The following is a 20652-nucleotide window of genomic DNA, read 5'->3' as shown; positions in this document are numbered from 1 at the left end:
GCGTTACAGCAATGGCGTTACGTGATTCAGCTCTGCTTTTTCGAGCGCCGCTCATTCTGCGCTGTTTTGCCGCCGCCGTCGCGATTATCGGATCCCGCCGGCGGGGCCAGCCGGTTCAGTAGCTCGTGAATTTCCTCGAGCTCGCGCCGCAGGTAGTCGCGGGTGGCGACTTCGCCGACCGCCAACCGCAATGCGGCCAGCTCACGGGCCAGATACTCGGTGTCCGCCTTGGTCTGTTCGGCCCGCCGACGGTCTTCCTCGAGCGACACCCGATCCCGGTTTTCCTGCCGATTCTGAGCCAGCAGAATCAACGGCGCCGCATACGCCGCCTGGGTGGAGAACGCGAGATTGAGCAAGATGAACGGATACGGATCCCACCGCAACTTCACGGCAAACAGATTCAGGATGATCCAAACGATCACCATGATGGTCTGCCAGGCCAGGTAGCGGCCCGTGCCCAGAAAGCGGGCGATCGACTCCGAGAACTTGCCGACCGCCTCGGCGTCGACGTTGAGCGTGAACCGTCGGCGGGAGACCCGCGGGGTGTCCAGGCGCTGGCGCGCCGTCAGGTCGCTCATCACGCGCCCTCGTTGGCGGCGAACAGCTCGGGCTCTTCGCGTTCACGCCAGTCGTGCGGCAGGAGATGGTCGAGCACGTCGTCGACCGAGACCGCGCCGAGCAGGTGGTTCTCCTCGTCGACCACCGGTCCGCACACGAGGTTGTACGCGGCGAAGTACCGGGTTACCGCCGACAACGAATCCTCTGGTGCCAAGTTCGGAAGGTCGGTGTCCACGATCCCGCTGACCAGCTCCGCGGGCGGTTCTCGCAGGAGCCGCTGTAGGTGGACACAGCCCAGGTAGTGACCGGTAGGGGTGGCCGTTGGCGCGCGGGTCACGAAGACCAGCGACGCGAGCGCCGGGGTCAGGTCGGGGTCGCGGACCCGGGCCAGTGCCTCGGCGACGGTGGTGTCCGGTGCGAGCACCACCGGTTCCGAGGTCATCAGGCCGCCTGCGGTGTCGGGTGAGTGCGCCAGCAGCCGGCGTACGTCCTCGGAGTCCTCGGGGTCCATTCGGCGCAGGAACTGTTCGGCGTCCGTCGGCGTCATGGTGCCCAGCAGGTCGGCGGCGTCGTCGGGGTCCATGGCCTCGAGCACGTCGGCGGCCCGTTCGGGGGGCAGCTTCCTGAGCACGTTGACCTGCTCGTCCTCGGGCAGCTCCTGCAATACGTCGGCCAGTCGCTCGTCGTCGAGCGCGTTGACCACCTCGTGGCGACGCTTGTCAGGCAGTTCGCGGATCGCTTCGGCCACCTCGACGGCGCGCTGACCGACGAACTGCTCCAGCAGCTGCGCGACCCCCTGGTCGGGCATCGCCAGTCCCGACGGTGTCAGCCCCTGCACGTGCTGCCAGTCGATGATCTGCACATTGCCGCGGCGGCCGAGGCGTCGCGCGGGCCGCACCGCCACCTTGGTCACCATCCAGTCGCGCGTGCGGGTGGGTTCGATGCCGAGATCGACCACGTACACGTCGAGCCCCTTCAACTGCTCCTGGTCGGGATCGTCGACTCTGACCTGGGTTTCGATCACCTGGCCGAGCACGAGCACCTCACCGGGGCGCTGGGTGAACTTGCGCAGCGAGACGCTGCCGGTCGCCAGCGTCACAGCGCCGGGATCGATGGATGTCACCCGCAGAATCGGCACGAAAATTCTTCGACGCGTTAGCAATTCGACGACCAGGCCGAGCACCCTCGGCTGTTGGCGCACGATGCTGATGCTGATCACCACATCGCGGACGCGGCCAAGGGACTCCCCGTCGGGTCCCAGCACCACCATCCCCACAAGCCGGGCCGCATAGACCCTGTTCACCGCCGCCATGCCTAGAAGGGTAAAGAGTGTGGTTGTGGAAAACCGCTATCGACCCCGCCGAACGATACTTTCGGTTCCAGGCAGCAGCTCGAAGATGATCGAGAAGGCAAAGTCTCTGCCCGCCGATGAGGTCTTCCTCGATCTCGAAGACGCGGTCGCGCCCCACGCCAAAGCCGAGGCGCGCGCCGCGGTGGCGGCCGCGTTGGCCGAGCCCGGTTGGGGCGGGCAGTTGCGCGGCGTTCGGGTGAACGACTGGACCACGCCGTGGACGCATGCCGACGTCATCGACGTGGTGTCGGCCGCGGGTGCGTCGCTGGACATAGTGGTGTTGCCGAAAGTCTCCGATGTATCGCACATCCACGCGCTCGACCTGCTGCTTGGTCAACTCGAGGCGACGCACGGATTCCCCTTGGGCCGCATCGGTATTGAAGCTCAGATCGAGAACGCCGAAGGTTTGACGAACATCGATGCGATCGCGGCGGCCCCACGGGTGCAGGCGCTGGTCCTCGGGCCCGCGGACATGGCCGCCAGCCTGAACATGCGCACGCTCGAGGTCGGCGAACAGCCCGAAGGCTACGACGTCGGTGACGCCCACCATCACGTGCTGATGCGAATTCTCGTCGCGGCCCGCACGCGCGGCATCCTGGCGATCGACGGCCCGTATCTGAAGGTGCGCGACGTCGACGGTTTCCGCCGGGTCGCGGGCCGGTCCGCTGCGCTGGGCTACGACGGCAAATGGGTGCTGCACCCCGATCAGATCGCTGCGGGCAACGAGATCTTCAGCCCACGCCAAGAGGCCTACGACCACGCCGAGTTGATTCTCGAGGCCTACGAATGGCACACGTCGCGGGCCGGCGGTGCGCGCGGCGCGGTGATGCTTGGCGACGAGATGATCGACGAAGCGAGCCGCAAGATGGCGTTGGTGATCGCCGGCAAGGGGCGCGCGGCGGGGATGGAGCGCAAAGGCGAGCGGTTCAGCCCGCCGGCCTAGCGCGTCAGGGCCCTAACGGATGGAGCTGATCCCGAGCGCTATGTAGAGCAGCAGGACGACCAGCAGGCCTGCGGTGAACAGGCCACCGATGATCGTGCCAGCCAGCGCCATGCCCCACCCCGCCTGTCCAGAGCGTTTGGTCTCGCGCATCGCGAGCACACCCAGCACGAGACCGACGATGGCCAGCGGGGCGCAGCACACCCAGCCTGCGATGGACGTGACGAGCGATGCGATCGCCTTGTCGTTGGTGCCAGGCGGCTTCAGCGGCCGGTACGGGTCATAAACGGGGTAATAAGCTGCCACGCCTGGATATCCGGGCGGTGGCGGGTAGACCGGCGGAGGCAGCCCAGGTGCGGACGGATAGTCGACCGGCGAGTGTTCCGGGTCGCTGGCGTTCATCTGTCCCCGGGCGTCCGTCGATCAACTAGCCATGACGCCGATGGTCCAGAGCACGTTGATGAGCAGCGAGAGCACCCCGACCGCGATACCTGCGACCGCGAGTCCGTGGCCCTTTTCCCCGCTCTGTTTGATCTGGTTCATCGCGACGATGCCGAGCACGATGCCGACGATCGAACCGATGCCGCAGCAGAATCCGACGATCGACGCCACCAGCGCGCCGATGGCCATCGCGTTGGTCTTCTCCGACTGCGCGCCGTACGCGGGATAGCTCGGAGCCGCGGGATAGCCCGGAGGTGGACCAAAGCCCGCAGGCGGGCCATAGCCCGGTGGCGGGCCGTAGCCGGGAGGTGGTGGCGGTGGCCCGAAGCCGGGAGCCGGTGGTCCGAAGCCGGGAGGCGGCGTGCCGTACGGCGGGGGCGGCGGATACCCGGGGGCAGCCGGATCGCCGAACTCGCCGTAGGACGGAGGCGGCGGATAACTCGGATACTCCGGTGCCGACTGGGGCGTGGGGTCGTAGGCCGGCGGGGGCGTGTACCCCGGCTGCTCGAACGGCCTCTGCTCGTAGACCTGGGTCGGTTGCTCGGGCGGTCTCTGCTCGTAGACCTGGGTCGGCTGCTCGGGCTGTTCTCCGGACGGCTCCTGGCTCTGCTCGATCGGCGGCGCCTCGTAGCTCGTCGACGCCGGCTCGGATGCCCCGTCGCCGGAGCCGGATGATGCCGTTTGGCCAGCGTCGTCGCCCGGATTTGTCATGCTGTTCAACCTAGCGCAAATACGCGGCACCTTTGCGGGGCGGAAGACGTTGTCTTGGTGAGATCGCCAGCCGGATCCCGCGGCAACAGCAGGCCCGCGACAAAGGAGAATGATTCAGCGATGACCAGCCCGTTCCAGCCTGGACAGCCGGCCGGCACAACGCCGGGCACGCCGACGACCCGACGCGGTCCCGCGGCCCTGCCCACACCTCCGAAAGGCTGGCCGATCGGGTCGTATCCGACCTACGCCGAGGCGCAGAGCGCCGTCGACTACCTGTCAGACCAGCAGTTTCCGGTCCAGCAGGTGACGATCGTCGGTGTCGACCTGATGCAGGTGGAACGCGTCACGGGCAGGCTGAGTTGGCCCAAGGTGCTCGGCGGCGGTGTGCTCACCGGCGCGTGGCTGGGTCTGTTCATCGGACTGATCCTGGGGTTCTTCAGCCCGAGCCCGTGGGGCGCGCTGATCACCGGCCTCATAGCCGGGGTGTTCTTCGGCCTCATCACCTCCGCGATTCCGTATGCGATGGCGCGTGGCACAAGAGATTTCAGTTCGACGATGCAACTCGTCGCGGGACGATACGACGTCCTGTGCGATCCCCAGAGCGCCGAGCACGGCCGGGATCTCCTGGCACGCTTGAAGATCTAGTCGGGGACGCGCGGGCGTTAGCTGGCACTTTGCCCAGGCGCGCAATTGCGTAACGGTGTGCGACGCGCGCGCGGCAAGTGTTGCAAATCACGCGTAACTGGCAATACGGTTTCCGCGCAGGAGTGTTGCTCGGAGCCGCCCCGGCGGCGACCTCGGACGCGGACGGGAGGCAGCGGTGCGCCCACGGCGGCTTGGTGCTGCGGCATTGGCCGCGCTGACGACGGCGTCGATCGTTTCGGCATGCGGATCAGGCGGCGGCGGAATCGTCGTCAACTACTACACACCGGCAAGCGAGATGGCCACGTTCACCGCGGTCGCCAAGCGGTGCAACGAGGAGCTCGCCGGCCGCTTCACGATTCAGCAGATCAGCCTTCCGAAAGAAGCGGACGCCCAGCGGTTGCAGTTGGCGCGGCGGCTGACGGGCAACGACAAGACCCTCGATGTGATGGCCCTCGACGTCGTGTGGACGGCCGAGTTCGCCGAGGCGGGTTGGGCATTGCCGCTGTCGGAGGATCCATCGGGTAAGGCCGAACAAGATGCGACCACCGACACGTTGCCGGGTCCGCTGGAAACCGCCAAGTGGCAGGACAAGCTCTACGCAGCGCCGATCACCACGAACACCCAATTGCTCTGGTACCGAGCGGACTTGATGAACGAGCCGCCTGCGACGTGGGATGCCATGGTGGCCGAGGCGACCCGTCTGCACGCCGAGGGTAAGCCGAGTTGGATCGCATTGCAGGCCAAGCAGTACGAGGGCCTGGTGGTGTGGTTCAACACGCTGCTGGAAAGTTCTGGCGGTCAAGTGCTTTCCGACGACGGCAAGACCGTCACGTTGACCGACACAGACGAGCATCGCGCCGCGACGGTCAAGGCGCTGGAGATCATGAAAGCGGTTGCCACCGCGCCGGGTGCGGATCCGTCGATCACCCAGACCGACGAGGGCACCGCGCGTTTGGCGCTGGAACAGGGCAAAGCCGCGCTCGAAGTGAACTGGCCGTTCGTGCTGCCGTCGATGCTGGAGAACGCCGTCAAAGGTGGTGTTTCGTTCCTGCCGCTGAACGAGGATCCCGCTCTGGCGGGCAGCATCAACGACGTCGGCACCTTCTCGCCGAGCGACGCACAGTTCGAGGCGGCCTACGAAGCCAGCAAGAAGGTGTTCGGTTTCGCCAACTACCCGGGTGTGACCGACGAGCCGGCCAAGGTGACGCTCGGCGGTCTGAACCTCGCCGTAGCCAAGACGACGCAGCATCGGGCGGAGGCTTTCGAGGCGATCCGGTGCATGCGCAGTGCGCAGAATCAGCGCTACACGTCGGTCGAGGGCGGTCTGCCCGCGGTGCGCGCGTCGCTGTACGACGATCCGACGTTCCAGAAGAAGTACCCGCAGTACGAGATCATCCGTGAACAGCTGACCAACGCGGCGGTGCGGCCGGCGACGCCGGTCTATCAGGCTGTCTCCACCCGCATCTCGGCGACGCTGGCCCCGATCACGGATATCGACCCCGAGCGGATGGCCGACGAGTTGACCGTTCAGGTGCAGAAGGCGATCGACGGCAAGGGGCTGATTCCGTGACCGCCACCGCAGAGCCGGTCAAGGTCGGTACCGACGACACGAAATCTGAACGGCGACTGGCATTCACGCTCATCGCGCCCGCTGTCATCCTGATGCTTGCGGTCACCGCTTACCCGATCGGTTACGCGGTGTGGCTCAGCCTGCAGCGCTACAACCTCGCTCAGCCCGACGATGTCGAGTTCGTCGGCCTGGAGAACTACATCACAGTGCTGACCGACAGGTACTGGTGGACGGCGTTCGCCGTGACGCTGGCGATCACCGTCGTGTCCGTGGCGATCGAGTTCGTCCTCGGCATGGCGCTGGCGCTGGTCATGCACCGGACGATCTTCGGCAAAGGCGTTGTGCGCACAGCGATCCTGATTCCATACGGCATCGTCACAGTCGCGGCGTCCTATAGCTGGTACTACGCGTGGACGCCTGGCACCGGATATCTGGCCAATCTGCTGCCGGAGGGCAGCGCTCCACTCACCGAGCAGCTGCCGTCCCTGGCCATCGTGGTCCTCGCCGAGGTGTGGAAGACGACGCCGTTCATGGCGCTGCTGTTGCTCGCCGGTTTGGCGCTCGTGCCACAGGATCTGCTCAACGCCGCCCAGGTCGACGGTGCGGGGGCATGGAAGCGGCTGGTCAAGGTGATCCTGCCGCTGATCAAACCCGCGATCCTCGTGGCGCTGCTGTTCCGCACGCTGGACGCGTTTCGTATCTTCGACAACATCTACGTGCTCACCGGCGGCGCCAACGACACCGGTTCGGTGTCAATCCTGGGCTACGACAATCTGTTCAAGGCGTTCAATCTCGGGCTGGGATCGGCGATCAGCGTGCTGATATTCCTGTCGGTGGCGGTCATCGCTTTCATCTACATCAAGCTCTTTGGGGCGGCGGCGCCCGGATCCGACGAGGAGAGGCGCTGATGGCCGAACGGGCTGGCGCGGGCCGTGCGACCGGATGGACGATTGTCAACATCATCGTCGTCGCCTATGCGTTGTTGCCGGTGCTGTGGATCCTCAGCCTTTCGCTCAAGCCGACGTCAAGCGTCAAGGACGGCAAGCTGATTCCGACGCAGATCACCTTCGACAACTACAAGGGAATCTTCACCGGCGATGCGTTCAGCTCGGCGCTGATCAACTCGATCGGCATCGGCCTGATCACCACCCTCATCGCGGTCTTGATCGGCGGAATGGCGGCGTACGCCGTGGCGCGACTGGCGTTTCCGGGTAAGCGACTGCTGGTCGGCGTCGCGCTGCTGATCGCGATGTTCCCCCAGATCTCGCTGGTGACACCGCTGTTCAACATCGAACGCAGGCTGGGATTGTTCGACACCTGGCCGGGTCTGATCATCCCGTACATCACCTTCGCGCTTCCGCTGGCGATCTACACCCTCTCGGCGTTCTTCAAGGAGATCCCCTGGGATCTGGAGAAGGCGGCCAAGATGGACGGCGCCACGCCGGCGCAGGCGTTCCGTAAGGTGATCGCCCCGCTGGCCGCGCCCGGCATCGTCACCGCGGCGATCCTGGTCTTCATCTTCGCGTGGAACGACCTGCTGCTGGCGCTTTCACTGACGGCCACTCAGCGTGCGATCACCGCGCCGGTCGCGATCGCCAACTTCACGGGCAGTTCGCAGTTCGAGGAACCGACCGGGTCGATCGCGGCGGGCGCGATGGTCATCACCATCCCGATCATTATCTTTGTTCTCATCTTCCAGCGACGGATCGTTGCCGGCCTCACGTCCGGCGCGGTGAAGGGGTAACTCCATGGCCGAAATCGTGTTGGACCGGGTGACCAAGAGTTACGCAGGCGGCGCCACGGCCGTGAAGGACCTCTCGATGACCATCGCCGACGGCGAGTTCATCATCCTCGTCGGACCCTCCGGCTGCGGAAAGTCGACCACGCTCAACATGATCGCCGGTCTCGAGGAGATCTCCTCCGGAGAGCTGAGGATCGGCGGCGAACGGGTCAACGAGAAGGCGCCCAAGGACCGCGACATCGCGATGGTGTTCCAGTCGTATGCGCTCTACCCGCACATGACTGTGCGCCAGAACATCGCGTTCCCGCTGACCCTGGCCAAGATGAACAAGGCTGAGATCACACAGAAGGTCGAGGAGGCCGCGAAAGTCCTTGATCTGACCCAGTTTCTGGACCGTAAGCCAGCCCAGCTGTCCGGCGGCCAACGCCAGCGGGTGGCCATGGGACGCGCGATCGTGCGCAACCCCAAGGCGTTCCTGATGGACGAGCCGCTGTCGAACCTCGACGCCAAGCTGCGCGTGCAGATGCGTTCGGAGATCGCCCGCCTGCAGGACAAGCTGGGCACCACCACCGTCTACGTCACCCATGACCAGACCGAGGCGATGACGCTGGGGGACCGCGTGGTGGTCCTGCTCGCCGGGGAAGCACAGCAGATCGGCACGCCGGAGGAGCTGTACAACCGGCCGGCCAACCTATTCGTCGCGGGCTTCATCGGATCGCCTGCGATGAACTTCTTCCCGGCCACCTTGACCGACGTCGGCGTGCGTCTGCCCTTCGGCGAGGTCACGCTGACCCAGGAAGTCCACGACCTGATCGCCAGGCACCAAACCCCCAACAACGTGATCGTCGGCATCCGGCCAGAACACCTCGAGGACGCCGCGGTGATGGACGGCTACGCGCGGATCAGGGCCCTGACGTTCGACGTGACGGTGGACTTCGTCGAATCGCTCGGCGCGGACAAATATCTGCATTTCCAGAGCGAGGGCGAGGGTGCGCAGGCCGCCCAGCTGGCAGAGTTGGCCAGTGAGTCGGGAGCCGCCGAAAACGAGTTCGTGGCACGGGTTTCCACCGAATCCCAGGCCAAGCAGGGCGACACGGTCCAGCTGGCGTTCGATACGTCGAAGCTGACGATCTTCGACGCCGACACCGGCATGAACCTCACGCTTCCCGACGCGACGCCCGCGCCGGCCGAGTGATCGACGTCCCGGCCGCGGTTCGCGCACACCTGCGCGAGCACTTCGTCCGGACTGGCATCACCGCTGAGCCCGTCGAGGCCAGTGTCACGTTCCTTGGCACCGAACGGATCGATGTGCTGCGCTTCGGTCCCGATGGTGGCGGTGTCAGTCACTATGTGTCGGTTGGTTGTTCGCGTCACCCGATGTTCGATCCCACGGAGCTGGTGACCGACGCACTGCACGGTCCCCGCGCCGAGGCCGTCGTCGCGCTGCGAGGTCCGACGCCCAAGGGTCTCGCACGCTCGTTGGCGATCCTGGCCGCGGCACCCGCCGTCGAAGGCCTGATTCTGGAACCGGACGCGCTGATCGACCTGGAGACGCCGCTCTGGGAGGGTGCACCGTTCTCCGCTTTTCTGTTGGGACGCAGCGACATCGAAGACGTCGCACTGACCGACCCGCTGCCGCCGGTGACGGTGCTGAGCGCCACACCCATCACGGCCACCGAGGCGGCGTGGGTGCGACTCAAAGGTGCCGAAGCCATGCGCGAGGCGTGGACGCAGGACGGCGTCGACGTCTTGAACCCTGGGCGGCGAGCCGCGCAACCGAGTTAGAGCCAGTGGTTGCGCCTGAACGCCCGGAACAGCAGGGAGCAGATGATGACCATCACCAACAGCACTGCCGGATAACCCCAGGCCTGTCTGAGTTCTGGCATGTAGTCGAAGTTCATGCCGTAGATGCCCGCGATCGCCGTTGGCACAGCGGCGATGGCGACATACGCGGAGATCTTGCGCATGTCGGTGTTCTGTTGCATCGCCACCTTGCCCGCCGCGGCCTGCACTAGCGAGCTGAGCACCTCGTCGTAACTGGTGATCCGGTCGGACGCCTGAATGTTGTGATCGAGTATGTCGCGCATGTACCGGCGGACCTCGATCGAGATCAGGTCGTTGTGGTCGGTGCCGATTCGCTGCAATGCGAATGTCAACGGCGCGACGGCGCGGCGTAGCTCTACGACCTCCCGCTTGAGCAGATAGATGCACTCGATATTGGTCTTGGCCGTCGGCGAGAAGATGTCCTCTTCCATCGCGTCGATGTCCGTCTCGATCAGGTCCGTGACGTCGAGATAGCTGTCCACGACGTGATCGGCGATGGCATGCATGACCGCATACGGGCCCAGCTTGAGGCTGTCGGGTGATGCGTCGAACTTCTTGCGAACCCCGGCCAAACCGCTGTGGTCACCATGGCGCACGGTGACCACGAAATCCTGGCCGACGAAGATCATGATCTCGCCGGTCTCCACGATCTCGCGGGCCAGGGCTACGGAGACATGCTCGACGTAGTTGACGGTCTTGAGGACCAGGAACAAGGTGTTGTCGTAGCGCTCCAGCTTCGGTCGCTGGTGGGCGTGCACGGCATCTTCGACGGCCAGCGGGTGCAGGCCGAACACGTCGGCGACGGCCTGCATCTGACGATCGTCGGGTGCGTGCAGGCCGACCCAGACAAACGCGTCCTTCCCGGCGGCCTCGAGGTCGTGCACCTTGCTCAGCGCCGCCGCGTGGGTGTACTTGCCGGGCAACCGGGTGCCCTCGCAGTAGACGGCGCAATCCACCATGGCCCGCGCGACGGGAACATGAATCGAGGCGGCATCCGGTTGGCCGGGCCTGGGCCGCACGTTCGGCCGCAGCGACGGAGGCAGTTGGCGAAACGATGGCATCGGGTCACCTCCCCGGGTCGATACGCGCAGCGCTGGCCTTACAAGACTTGGTGAATGCTACGCGGCATACCTCAAACGGACCCTGCTAGTTTCGTCCCCGAAAGCAACCGCTTAACACATCCGTCCAAGGAGCACCTGACGTGAGCACATCTCCCCTCAAGGTCGCGGTGACCGGTGCCGCCGGCCAGATCGGCTACAGCCTGCTGTTTCGTCTGGCCAGCGGTTCATTGCTCGGCCCGGACCGTCCGATCGAGCTGAGACTCCTGGAGATCGAACCAGCGCTCAAGGCGCTCGAGGGCGTCGTGATGGAGCTCGACGACTGCGCGTTCCCGCTGCTGGCCGGCGTCGAGATCGGTGCCGACGCCAGCAAGATCTTCAACGGGGTGAACCTGGCACTGCTCGTCGGCGCCCGTCCCCGCGGCCCGGGCATGGAGCGCGGAGATCTGCTCGAGGCCAACGGTGCGATCTTCACCGCCCAGGGCAAGGCGCTCAACGAGGTGGCCGCCGACGACGTCCGCATCGGCGTGACAGGTAACCCGGCGAACACCAACGCGCTGATCGCGATGAGCAATGCCCCCGACATCCCGAACGAGCGGTTCTCCGCACTGACCCGCCTCGACCACAACCGGGCGATCTCGCAGCTGGCCCAGAAGACGGGCGCCAAGGTCACCGACATCAAGAAGATGACGATCTGGGGTAATCACTCGGCCACCCAATACCCGGACCTGTTCCACGCCGAGGTGGGCGGCAAGAACGCCGCCGAGGTCGTCAACGACCAGAACTGGATCGAGAACGACTTCATCCCGACCGTCGCCAAACGCGGCGCGGCGATCATCGACGCCCGCGGCGCGTCGTCGGCGGCCTCGGCGGCATCGGCGACCACCGACGCCGCACGCGACTGGCTGCTCGGCAGCCCCGAGGGCGACTGGGTGTCGATGGCGGTCTTGTCCGACGGCAGCTACGGCGTTCCCGAGGGGCTGATTTCGTCGTTCCCCGTCACGACCAAGGACGGCAACTGGTCCATCGTTCAGGGTCTGGAGATCGACGAGTTCTCCAGGGCGCGTATCGACAAGTCGACCGCTGAGCTGGCCGACGAGCGCAAAGCCGTCACTGACCTGGGGCTTATCTGAGATAAAGTCGATTAGGTTACCTACCGGTTCGTCAGTAACCTGAGCGCCGTGTCCCAAGCGGTGGAAAACCTGACTGACAACAGAGCCCCGATCGTCCTGCACGACGACGAGATCTTCGCCGCCCATGTGGGCGGAAAGCTGTCGGTAGCGCTGAACGCGCCGCTCGACTCCCAGCGGGCGCTGTCGGTTGCCTACACGCCCGGCGTTGCGCAGGTCAGCCGTGCGATCGCGACCGACCACACCCTGGCGGCGCGCTACACGTGGGCCAATCGCATGGTCGCGGTGGTCAGCGACGGCAGCGCGGTCCTCGGCCTCGGCGATATCGGGCCTGCGGCGGCACTTCCGGTGATGGAGGGCAAGAGCGCGCTGTTCAAGCAGTTCGCCGACCTCGATTCGATCCCGATCGTGCTCGACACCAAGGATCCCGACGAGATCGTCGAGACCCTGGTGCGGTTGCGGCCGTCGTTCGGTGCAGTCAACCTCGAAGACATCTCCGCGCCGCGCTGCTTCGAGATCGAACGCCGTGTCATCGACGCGCTGGACTGCCCCGTGATGCACGACGACCAGCACGGCACCGCGATCGTCGTGCTGGCGGCGCTCATCGGTGCCGCGCAGGTACTCGACCGCGACATCACCGGATTGCGGGTGGTCGTCTCCGGTGCCGGTGCCGCAGGAGTGGCATGCGCAAAGATCCTGCTGGCCAGGGGCATTCGCGATATCACGTTGCTGGACTCGCAAGGCATCTTGCACAAGGACCGCGGCAATCTCAACGCGTACAAAGCCGAGATCGCCGAGGAGACGAATCCAAACGGCCTCTCGGGTGGCATGGCCGAGGCGCTGAACGGTGCCGACGTGTTCCTCGGCTTGTCGGCCGGTGTCGTGCCTCCGGAGATCGTCGCGACGATGGCCCCGGATGCAATCGTGTTCGCGCTGTCCAATCCCGACCCGGAGATCCACCCCGACGACGCGAAGCAGTACGCGGCGGTGGTGGCCACCGGACGCAGCGACTTCCCGAATCAGATCAACAACGTGCTCGCGTTCCCCGGGGTCTTCCGCGGCGCGCTGGACGCCGGCGCTCGGCGTATCACCGAGCAGATGAAGGTGGCGGCAGCCGAGGCGATCTTCGCGGTGGTAGGTGACGATCTCGCCCCCGACTACATCGTGCCCAGCGTCTTGGATCCGCGGGTCGCCCCCGCCGTGGCCCAGGCGGTTGCCGCGGCGTCGCAGGCCTAGGTCTTCTCGGTGCGCCGGCTCGCCTGCGCGCTCGCTGCGCTCGTCGCGGTGAGCGCCGCCGGTTGCGGCGCCGGCGAACAGACACCGTCGCTGACGGTCGGTTCGGCGCCGGATCCCGAGTCGGCGCTGATCGCCCACATCTACGCCGAGGCGTTGCGGTTCTACGGCAGCCCCGCCCACGTCGAGACGTCATCGGATCCACTGTCGAAACTGGACTCGGGGGAGGCGCGCGTCGTTCCCGGCTTCACCGGCCGCGTGCTGCACAGGTTCTTCCCCGATTCGACGGCTCGGTCGGCGACCCAGGTGTACCGCGAGATGGTGTCCGCGTTGCCTGAAGGCATCGCCGCGGGGGACTACACGACGTCGGCCGAGGACAAACCCGCGCTGGCCGTCACCGAGGCGACCGCAGAAGCATGGGGCGGGCGGGACCTGACGGCGGCGACGCGGAACTGCGGCAAGCTGAAGGTCGGCAGGGTCAGGGACGAATCCCGCGCGCCAGGACCCGACGTCATCGGCACGTGCAAGCTGTCCAAGGGTCGCGAATATCCCGACGCCGCAGCGCTGTTCGAGGCGGTTCGGGCGGGCAAGATCAATGCCGCGTGGACGTCGACGGCGGCACCCGACATCCCGGCCGAGTTGCTCATGCTGTCCGACCGCACATCGTTGATACGCGCCGAGAACCTGGTGCCGCTCTACCGGCGCAACGAGCTCAACGAGTCGCAGGTGCTGGCGCTCAACGAGGTTGCGGGCGTACTGGACACCGCCGCGCTGGCCGATATGCGCGCTCAGGTCGAGGACGGCACCGAACCGGGTCTGGTCGCTGGCGCGTTTCTCGCCGAACACCCATTGGGCGACTGACCTTTTCGGTCAGTGCGCGTTGGGTACGAGCCGCGATACAACCGTAGAGAACAGCCGCTGGTAGCCCGATCCGGTGATCCGCACGATCACGTCGAGGATCTTCGCGTCGGGACCGACGAGCACCCGCGCGCGGTTCTTCCGTACCGCCTCGAGGATGATCTGTGCCGCCTTCTCGGGGGTCGTGATCGTCAGCTTCTTGTCGAAAGTCTTTGTCAGGCCGTCTTTGTCGACGCCCTCGGCTGCGGTTGAGTTGCGCATGATCGCGGTCTTGATGCCGCCGGGGTGCACGGTGGTCACCTTCACCGGGTGGCCTGCGGCGATCATCTCCTGACGCAACGCCTCGGTGAAGCCGCGGACCGCGAACTTCGCCGAGTTGTACGCCGCCTGCCCGGGAACCGAGAAGATGCCGAACAGGCTCGAAACGTTCACGACGTGTCCGTCGCCGGACGCGATCAGATGCGGCAGAAAGACCTTGGTCCCGTTGACCACTCCCCAGTAGTCGACGTCCATCACCCGCTCGATGTCCTTGAACGGGGTGATCTCGACATCGCCGACGTACGCGATGCCCGCGTTGTTGTAGATCTGGTTGACCTTGCCGAAGTGCTCGACCACCGAGTCCGCGTACAGCTCGAAGGCCTCACGCTCGGTGACGTCGAGCCGGTCGGCCTTCACGTTGGCGCCGATGGCTTTCAGCCGCTCCTCGGTGACCGCGAGGCCCTCGGTGTCGACGTCGCTGATCGCCACGCTGGCGCCCGAGCGTCCGAGTTCGATCGCCAAGGCCTGCCCGATGCCCGATCCGGCGCCCGTCACGACGGCGACTTTTCCAGCGAAGCCCTGCATGCCACTCCTCAGTGTCCGTTGACTCGGATCGAGGGTAGTCGTTACCGCTGGTTCTGCTTAAAGGGGCCCACTAGCAGGTTGATCCCACGCGCCAGGTGCACGCGATCAACCCGTTAGTGAGTATGCACAGCGGCGAGTCGCGGCAGGTTGGCCATTAGCTCGTTCGCGGCCACGCTTACCTATCGTGAGGCGTTGGCATCTTGGACATGTCGAGCGTCTGCTCTGGCTACAGGACGGGATCATTTCGCGTCGCCAAGTTCTGGACGCAGGCGGAACCGACGCCGACATCGCCAGAATGCTGCGCCGTCGCGAGTTAACCGATGTCCACCGTGGCGTCTACGTGAGCCACAGCGGCCCACTCACCCTTGAACAGCGGCACTGGGCCGCGGTACTGGCGTTTTGGCCGGCCGCTCTGGCTCATGCCTCGGCGCTGCCCGATCCACCGACGACGGTTTGCACGTGGCCGTTGGCCTGGGGCGTAATCTGCGGCCATTGCCACGAATCGGGCTGCACAGGACGCCCGACTTCGAGCAACGGGCCGAACTGAACCGCAGCCCGCCGGCAATTCGCCTGGAGCACGCGCTGATCGACGTGGTCAGCGGGGAGCTCCACGATAAGGATCTCGCGGCTGCGTTCGCGGTACAGGCGCGGGTGTGTGCGAGCCGACGGACCACGCCGCAGCGGATACTGCGGGTACTGGCGACTCGCCAACGGGTGTCGGGCCGGCGCACGTTTGAGGCAATGCTCGCCGATCTGCGTGACGGCGCATGTTCGGTATTGGAGCGCGGCTATTTGCTGAGGGTCGAGCGGGCGCACGGGCTGCCCAGAGGCGAGCGTCAAACTCGGGATCGCGATGCGCTGCGTGATCTCGCAGAGTTGAGCCGATCAGGCCTGGTCACAACGCGAGTGACTCATGGACTCGTCTTCGACGATGCATGCCGCACGGCAGTTTTGATCGGTGGCCTGCTCCGCCGCCGGGGCTGGACCGGGCGGATGAGAACCTGCCCTGTTTGCCGGCCCGCGCTCGCGCTGACGGGTTGATCCCGCGCACCAGGTGCACGCGATCAACCCGTTAAACCCTACTGCGCGAACGCCTCGTCGAGGATCTCCTGCTGCTCGACGGCATGCACCTTCGACGAGCCCGACGACGGTGCCGACATCGCACGCCGCGAGATCCGCGTGATGCCCGTCAACCGGTCCGCGCAGACCTCGGGCAGCGTCAGCCCGAACGTCGGCCACGCACCCTGGTTGGCCGGCTCCTCCTGCACCCAGAAGTACTCCTCGGCATTCGGATACAGGTCGAGCGTCTGGCTCAGCCGGCGCTTCGGCAGCGGGGCGAGCTGTTCGATGCGCACGATCGCCACGTCGTCGCGCTCCTCCTTGTTCTTGCGCGCCACCAGCTCGTAGTAGATCTTGCCGCTGGTCAACAGGATTCGCTTGACCTTGTCACGGTCACCGGTGCCCTCGGTGTAGGTGGGTTCCTCGATCACCGAGCGGAACTTCATCTCGGTGAACTCGCGAAGGTCGCTGACAGCGGCCTTGTTTCGCAGCATCGACTTCGGCGTGAACACGATCAGCGGGCGGTGGATCCCGTCCAGGCCGTGTCTGCGCAGCAGGTGGAAATAGTTCGCAGGCGTCGACGGCATCGCGATCGTCATCGAGCCCTCCGCCCACAGCAGCAGGAAGCGCTCGATGCGGCCCGACGTGTGGTCCGGGCCCTGGCCCTCGTGACCGTGCGGCAGCAACAGCACCACATCGGAGAGCTGACCCCACTTGGCCTCACCGGAGCTGATGAACTCGTCGATGATCGACTGTGCACCGTTGACGAAGTCACCGAACTGGGCCTCCCACAACACAAGTGCATCGGGGTTGCCGACCGAGTAGCCGTATTCGAAGCCCACGGCGGCGAACTCGGACAGCGCCGAGTCGTACACCATGAATTTGCCGCCCGTCGGCGAGCCGTCAGAGTTCGAGGTGAGCAGCTGTAGCGGCGTGAACTCCTGACCGGTGCTGCGGTCGATGATCACCGAGTGACGCTGGGTGAACGTGCCGCGCCGGGTGTCCTGACCCGACAGTCGGATCGTCTTGCCTTCGGCGAGGAAGGATCCCAGTGCGAGCAGCTCGGCGAACGCCCAGTCGACCTTGCCCTCGTAGGCCATCTCGCGGCGCTTCTCCAGCACCGGCTTGACGCGCGGGTGCACGTTGAAGCCTTCCGGGAAGGCGAGATGGGCGTCGCCGATCCGGGCCAGCAGTGACTTGTCGACGGCGGTGTTCATGCCGGCGGGCACCATCTGGTCGGCCTCCACCGACGCGCTGGGCGCGATCTCGTGCTTCTCGAGTTCACGAACCTCGTTGAACACCCGCTCCAGCTGACCCTGGTAATCGCGCAGCGCGTCCTCGGCTTCCTTCATCGAGATGTCGCCGCGGCCGATCAGCGCCTCGGTGTAGGTCTTTCGCGATCCGCGCTTGGTGTCGATGACGTCGTACATGTACGGCTGCGTCATCGACGGGTCGTCACCTTCGTTGTGCCCGCGCCTGCGGTAGCACAACATGTCGATGACGACGTCCTTCTTGAACTGCTGTCGAAAGTCCATCGCCAGCCGTGCCACCCAGACGCAGGCCTCCGGGTCGTCGCCGTTGACGTGGAAGATCGGCGCGCCGATCATCTTTGCGACGTCGGTGCAGTACTCCGACGAACGCGAGTCACCCGGGTGAGTGGTGAACCCGATCTGGTTGTTGACGATGATGTGGATGGTGCCGCCCGTGCGGTAACCCCGCAGCAGCGCCAGGTTCAGCGTCTCGGCGACCACGCCCTGTCCGGCGAACGCGGCGTCGCCGTGCAGCATCATCGGCACGATCGAGAATTTCTTGGAACCGTCAACTTCCTCCCCGACGTCCAGCAGGTCCTGCTTGGCGCGCACCAGTCCCTCGAGCACCGGGTCGACGGCCTCGAGGTGGCTCGGGTTGGCCACCAGCGACACCGCGATGTCGTTGTCGCCGAACATCTGGATGTAGTTGCCGGTGGCTCCGAGGTGATACTTCACATCGCCGGAGCCGTGGGCCTGAGACGGGTTCAAATTGCCCTCGAACTCGCTGAAGATCTGCGAGTAGGGCTTGCCGACGATGTTGGCCAGCACGTTGAGCCTGCCGCGGTGCGGCATACCGATCACGACCTCGTCGAGGCCGTGCTCGGCGGCCTGGTCGATCGCCGCGTCCATCATCGGGATGACGGTTTCGGCGCCTTCGAGTGAGAACCGCTTCTGGCCAACGTATTTCGTCTGCAGGAAGGTCTCGAACGCCTCCGCGGCATTCATTCTCGACAGAATGTACTTCTGCTCGGCGACGGTCGGCTTCTCGTGCTTGACCTCGATGCGTTCCTGCAGCCACTTCTGCTGATCGGGCTCCAGGATGTGGGTGTATTCGACGCCGACGTGACGGCAGTAGGCATCGCGCAGCAACCCGAGGACATCGCGCAGCTTCTTGTGGTCGGCGCCGCCGAATCCGTTGACCTTGAACTCGCGGTCCAGGTCCCACAACGTCAGGCCGTGGGTGTTCACATCGAGATCGGGGTGGCTGCGGAACCGCGTCTGGTCCAAACGCAGCGGATCGATGTCCGCCATCAGGTGGCCGCGGTTGCGGTATGCCGCGATGAGCTCGATGACGCGACCGTTCTTGTCCTCGATCGAATCGGGGTTGTCGGTGCGCCAGCGCACCGGCTCGTACGGGATACCGAGCTCGCGGAAGATCTCGTCGAAGAACTCATCGCTCAGCAGCAGTTCGTGCACCGTGCGCAGGAAGTCGCCGGACTCCGCACCCTGGATGATGCGGTGGTCGTAGGTCGAGGTGAAGGTGACCAGCTTGCCGACACCGAGCTCGGAGATGCGTTCTTCGCTGGCGCCCTGGAACTCGGCCGGGTATTCCATCGCGCCGACGCCGATGATGGCGCCCTGCCCACGCATCAACCGGGGCACGGAGTGCACGGTGCCGATGGTTCCGGGATTGGTCAGCGAAATCGTCACGCCGCCAAAGTCTTCGGCGGTCAGCTTGCCCTCGCGTGCGCGCCGCACGATGTCCTCGTAGGCGGCGAGGAACTGGCCGAACCGCATGTTCTCGGAGTTCTTGATGCCTGCGACGACGAGCTGACGGTTGCCGTCCTTGCCCTGGAGGTCGATCGCGAGACCGAGGTTGACGTGTTCGGGGGTTACCGCGTTCGGCTTACCGTCGATCTCGGCGAAGTGACGGTTCATGTTCGGGAACTTCTTCACTGCCTGCACCAGCGCGTAGCCGATGAGGTGGGTGAAAGAGACCTTGCCGCCGCGGGTGCGCTTGAGGTGGTTGTTGATGACGATCCGGTTGTCGATCATCAGCTTGGCCGGGATGGCACGCACGCTCGTCGCGGTCGGCACCTCCAGCGACGCCGACATGTTCTTCACGACGGCGGCCGCGGCGCCGCGCAGCACCTGGGAGTCGGAGCCCTCCGCAGGCGCCGGGGCCGGCTTCGGCTTGGGCGCCGGCTCGCTCTTGGCCTCTGTCTTCGGCGCGGCGCTCTTCTCTTTCGGTTTGGCTTCGGCTTCCGATTTCGATTCGGCCTTGCTCTCGGCCGGCTTGGGTGGGGGTGCAGGCGCGGGCTCGGGCGGGGCGACGGGCGCAGCCGTCCGCTGGCCGTTGCTGGTCTGACTGTCGGTGGTCGGTTCGGGTGAGTAGTCGACCAGAAATTCATGCCAACTGGGATCTACCGAAGAGGGGTCCTCGCGAAACTTGCGATACATCTCCTCGACCAACCACTCGTTCTGTCCGAATGGTGATGGTGAGCTCACGGCAGCTACTCGCCTCGATTCCTTCGCCTCACGCAAGCGCACTCGGCGCTCGCCGATTTTTCTCCTCTAGTCAGCGGGTACCCGCTGTCTGCCGTCTAAAGGCTATCGCTCTCACAACAACCAGACCATGACAACGCTCTTATGGTCGTTGTGGTCAGACGCGTGCCGGGTGACGGCTAGTTTCGCGGTGCGGGCAGGACGTGAATCGCTGCCGGCCAGCGAGGAGGCGGATCGCCGAACGCGTTGCGCGCGTTCGACACGATGCGCTTGCCCATCATCCGGTTGCCGACACCACCGACGACGGCCCCGATGCCGACCGGCAGCAACTTACCGAATGCGATCGCTCCGCGCTTGAGCGTGTAGCGCTTGATGAAGTACTTCAGCAGCCTCGAGTTCAGCTGTGAGACCGCGGGCAGCGGCAATGTCGCCGCCCCGTCGGCAAGCCAGGACCCGCTCGTGCGGCCGGGGCCGAGCAGATCGGCCACCGCGCGCTTGCTGTCCTCGCCGACCAGCACCGCCAAGACCAAAGCCCGTCGGCGCTCCCGATGATCGGCTGGGATGCCGTACACCTCGGCGACGGCCAGTACATAGAGCGACGTCGCCTCGAGGAAAACGACCGTCTCGCCCGCGACAGCCGACATGGCCGCCAGCGTGCCGATCCCGGGGAAGGCGGCCGCCGAGCCGACGGCGGCGCCGCTGGCCATCACTGCGGCAAGGTAGTGCTTCTCGAGGCGGGTCACGATCTGGGCGGGTGTCGCATGGGGGCTCTGCTGGCGCAGCCGGTCGACGTAGGCCTTGACCGCGGGCGCCTGCACGCGTGCGCTGCGTTCGATGATCGTCGAGAGGACCTTCGCCGCGGCACCCGGATTCTCGTCGACGCCATCTCTGGTCGCCGGCAGCTGCTTCTTGGCGCTTGACCTGGCACTCATGTG

Annotated in this window: 19 protein-coding genes; 11 read left to right on the top strand and 8 right to left on the bottom strand. The window is 65.6% G+C overall.

Annotated elements, in window-relative coordinates:
* Positions 1-26: 26 nt before the first annotated feature.
* Together BST47_RS03785 and BST47_RS03780 are read right to left on the bottom strand one after the other, a co-directional pair.
* The gene (locus tag BST47_RS03785) at positions 27-578 is read right to left on the bottom strand and encodes a DUF1003 domain-containing protein (protein ID WP_083123887.1); all 552 of its coding nucleotides are present in this window, start codon (positions 576-578) and stop codon (positions 27-29) included.
* Entirely contained in the window at positions 578-1870 is a 1293-nt protein-coding gene (locus BST47_RS03780; protein ID WP_083123886.1) for a magnesium transporter MgtE N-terminal domain-containing protein, read from the bottom strand. The genes BST47_RS03785 and BST47_RS03780 overlap by 1 nt, the downstream gene beginning before the upstream one ends.
* Positions 1871-1895: 25 nt before the next feature.
* On the opposite strand from BST47_RS03780, the gene BST47_RS03775 reads away from it, so the two are divergent.
* On the top strand, positions 1896-2852 hold the full coding sequence (locus tag BST47_RS03775; RefSeq protein WP_083123885.1) for an HpcH/HpaI aldolase/citrate lyase family protein: 957 nt from the start codon (positions 1896-1898) through the stop codon (positions 2850-2852).
* 12 nt (positions 2853-2864) lie between these two features.
* Here BST47_RS03775 and BST47_RS03770 read toward each other — a convergent pair whose 3' ends face one another.
* The gene (locus BST47_RS03770; protein WP_083123884.1) at positions 2865-3251 is read right to left on the bottom strand and encodes a DUF4190 domain-containing protein; all 387 of its coding nucleotides are present in this window, start codon (positions 3249-3251) and stop codon (positions 2865-2867) included.
* A 21-nt stretch (positions 3252-3272) separates the two neighbouring features.
* Positions 3273-4001 (bottom strand): DUF4190 domain-containing protein, encoded by a 729-nt coding sequence (locus BST47_RS03765; protein ID WP_083123883.1) that lies wholly within the window; start codon positions 3999-4001, stop codon positions 3273-3275.
* A gap of 120 nt (positions 4002-4121) precedes the next feature.
* Between BST47_RS03765 and BST47_RS03760 the strand changes: the two genes are divergently transcribed.
* The 6 genes from BST47_RS03760 (at position 4122) to BST47_RS03735 (ending at position 9742) form a co-directional block, all read left to right on the top strand.
* Complete coding sequence (locus BST47_RS03760) at positions 4122-4646, top strand: YflT domain-containing protein (RefSeq protein WP_083123882.1); 525 nt, start codon at positions 4122-4124, stop codon at positions 4644-4646.
* A gap of 175 nt (positions 4647-4821) precedes the next feature.
* Positions 4822-6216 (top strand): ABC transporter substrate-binding protein, encoded by a 1395-nt coding sequence (locus BST47_RS03755; RefSeq protein ID WP_083123881.1) that lies wholly within the window; start codon positions 4822-4824, stop codon positions 6214-6216.
* Positions 6213-7124, top strand: a complete 912-nt coding sequence (locus tag BST47_RS03750) for a carbohydrate ABC transporter permease (protein ID WP_083123880.1) — start codon at positions 6213-6215, stop codon at positions 7122-7124. Before BST47_RS03755 ends, BST47_RS03750 begins: the two co-directional genes overlap by 4 nt.
* The gene (locus BST47_RS03745) at positions 7124-7960 is read left to right on the top strand and encodes a carbohydrate ABC transporter permease (protein WP_083123879.1); all 837 of its coding nucleotides are present in this window, start codon (positions 7124-7126) and stop codon (positions 7958-7960) included. The genes BST47_RS03750 and BST47_RS03745 overlap by 1 nt, the downstream gene beginning before the upstream one ends.
* 4 nt (positions 7961-7964) lie before the next feature.
* A complete protein-coding gene (locus BST47_RS03740) occupies positions 7965-9152 on the top strand; it encodes an ABC transporter ATP-binding protein (RefSeq protein WP_083123878.1) in 1188 nt (395 codons plus the stop codon).
* Complete coding sequence (locus tag BST47_RS03735; protein WP_083123877.1) at positions 9149-9742, top strand: suppressor of fused domain protein; 594 nt, start codon at positions 9149-9151, stop codon at positions 9740-9742. Before BST47_RS03740 ends, BST47_RS03735 begins: the two co-directional genes overlap by 4 nt.
* Here BST47_RS03735 and corA read toward each other — a convergent pair.
* A complete protein-coding gene (gene corA, locus BST47_RS03730; protein WP_083123876.1) occupies positions 9739-10842 on the bottom strand; it encodes a magnesium/cobalt transporter CorA in 1104 nt (367 codons plus the stop codon). The genes BST47_RS03735 and corA overlap by 4 nt on opposite strands.
* A gap of 140 nt (positions 10843-10982) precedes the next feature.
* Here corA and BST47_RS03725 point away from each other — a divergent pair, with 140 nt between their 5' ends.
* From BST47_RS03725 to BST47_RS03715, 3 genes are read left to right on the top strand one after another with little or no spacing between them, the layout of a single operon-like run.
* Positions 10983-11972 (top strand): malate dehydrogenase, encoded by a 990-nt coding sequence (locus tag BST47_RS03725; protein WP_083123875.1) that lies wholly within the window; start codon positions 10983-10985, stop codon positions 11970-11972.
* 48 nt (positions 11973-12020) lie between these two features.
* Entirely contained in the window at positions 12021-13205 is a 1185-nt protein-coding gene (locus tag BST47_RS03720) for an NAD(P)-dependent malic enzyme (RefSeq protein WP_207568521.1), read from the top strand.
* A 9-nt stretch (positions 13206-13214) separates the two neighbouring features.
* Positions 13215-14063 carry a glycine betaine ABC transporter substrate-binding protein gene (locus tag BST47_RS03715; RefSeq protein WP_083123873.1) on the top strand — a complete coding sequence of 283 codons (849 nt, stop codon included), beginning with the start codon at positions 13215-13217 and terminating at the stop codon, positions 14061-14063.
* 9 nt (positions 14064-14072) lie between these two features.
* Here the strand turns inward: BST47_RS03715 and BST47_RS03710 are convergent, their stop codons facing one another.
* Positions 14073-14903, bottom strand: a complete 831-nt coding sequence (locus tag BST47_RS03710; RefSeq protein WP_083123872.1) for an SDR family NAD(P)-dependent oxidoreductase — start codon at positions 14901-14903, stop codon at positions 14073-14075.
* Positions 14904-15362: 459 nt separating this feature from the next.
* On the opposite strand from BST47_RS03710, the gene BST47_RS03705 reads away from it, so the two are divergent.
* Entirely contained in the window at positions 15363-15944 is a 582-nt protein-coding gene (locus BST47_RS03705) for a hypothetical protein (protein WP_234809561.1), read from the top strand.
* 38 nt (positions 15945-15982) lie between these two features.
* On the opposite strand, the gene BST47_RS03700 is transcribed toward BST47_RS03705, so the two are convergent.
* Positions 15983-19672: a multifunctional oxoglutarate decarboxylase/oxoglutarate dehydrogenase thiamine pyrophosphate-binding subunit/dihydrolipoyllysine-residue succinyltransferase subunit gene (locus tag BST47_RS03700; protein ID WP_234809583.1), complete on the bottom strand. Its 3690-nt coding sequence runs from the start codon at positions 19670-19672 to the stop codon at positions 15983-15985.
* A gap of 224 nt (positions 19673-19896) precedes the next feature.
* On the bottom strand, positions 19897-20649 hold the full coding sequence (locus BST47_RS03695; RefSeq protein ID WP_083123870.1) for a hypothetical protein: 753 nt from the start codon (positions 20647-20649) through the stop codon (positions 19897-19899).
* Positions 20650-20652: the final 3 nt, after the last annotated feature.

This window comes from Mycolicibacterium tusciae (genome assembly GCF_002086795.1).
GTDB lineage: Bacteria > Actinomycetota > Actinomycetes > Mycobacteriales > Mycobacteriaceae > Mycobacterium > Mycobacterium tusciae.
This window is presented reverse-complemented; position numbering and strand designations above follow the sequence as displayed.

Excerpts from the sequence above, each read along its gene's own strand:
- BST47_RS03745 (WP_083123879.1), top strand. The coding sequence starts at position 7,124 with ATGGCCGAACGGGCTGGCGCGGGCCGTGCGACCGGATGGACGATTGTC.
- BST47_RS03765 (WP_083123883.1), bottom strand. The coding sequence starts at position 4,001 with ATGACAAATCCGGGCGACGACGCTGGCCAAACGGCATCATCCGGCTCC.
- BST47_RS03770 (WP_083123884.1), bottom strand. The coding sequence starts at position 3,251 with ATGAACGCCAGCGACCCGGAACACTCGCCGGTCGACTATCCGTCCGCA.
- BST47_RS03710 (WP_083123872.1), bottom strand. The coding sequence starts at position 14,903 with ATGCAGGGCTTCGCTGGAAAAGTCGCCGTCGTGACGGGCGCCGGATCG.
- BST47_RS03785 (WP_083123887.1), bottom strand. The coding sequence starts at position 578 with ATGAGCGACCTGACGGCGCGCCAGCGCCTGGACACCCCGCGGGTCTCC.
- BST47_RS03760 (WP_083123882.1), top strand. The coding sequence starts at position 4,122 with ATGACCAGCCCGTTCCAGCCTGGACAGCCGGCCGGCACAACGCCGGGC.
- corA (WP_083123876.1), bottom strand. The coding sequence starts at position 10,842 with ATGCCATCGTTTCGCCAACTGCCTCCGTCGCTGCGGCCGAACGTGCGG.
- BST47_RS03740 (WP_083123878.1), top strand. The coding sequence starts at position 7,965 with ATGGCCGAAATCGTGTTGGACCGGGTGACCAAGAGTTACGCAGGCGGC.
- BST47_RS03695 (WP_083123870.1), bottom strand. The coding sequence starts at position 20,649 with ATGAGTGCCAGGTCAAGCGCCAAGAAGCAGCTGCCGGCGACCAGAGAT.
- BST47_RS03780 (WP_083123886.1), bottom strand. The coding sequence starts at position 1,870 with ATGGCGGCGGTGAACAGGGTCTATGCGGCCCGGCTTGTGGGGATGGTG.
- BST47_RS03700 (WP_234809583.1), bottom strand. The coding sequence starts at position 19,672 with ATGTATCGCAAGTTTCGCGAGGACCCCTCTTCGGTAGATCCCAGTTGG.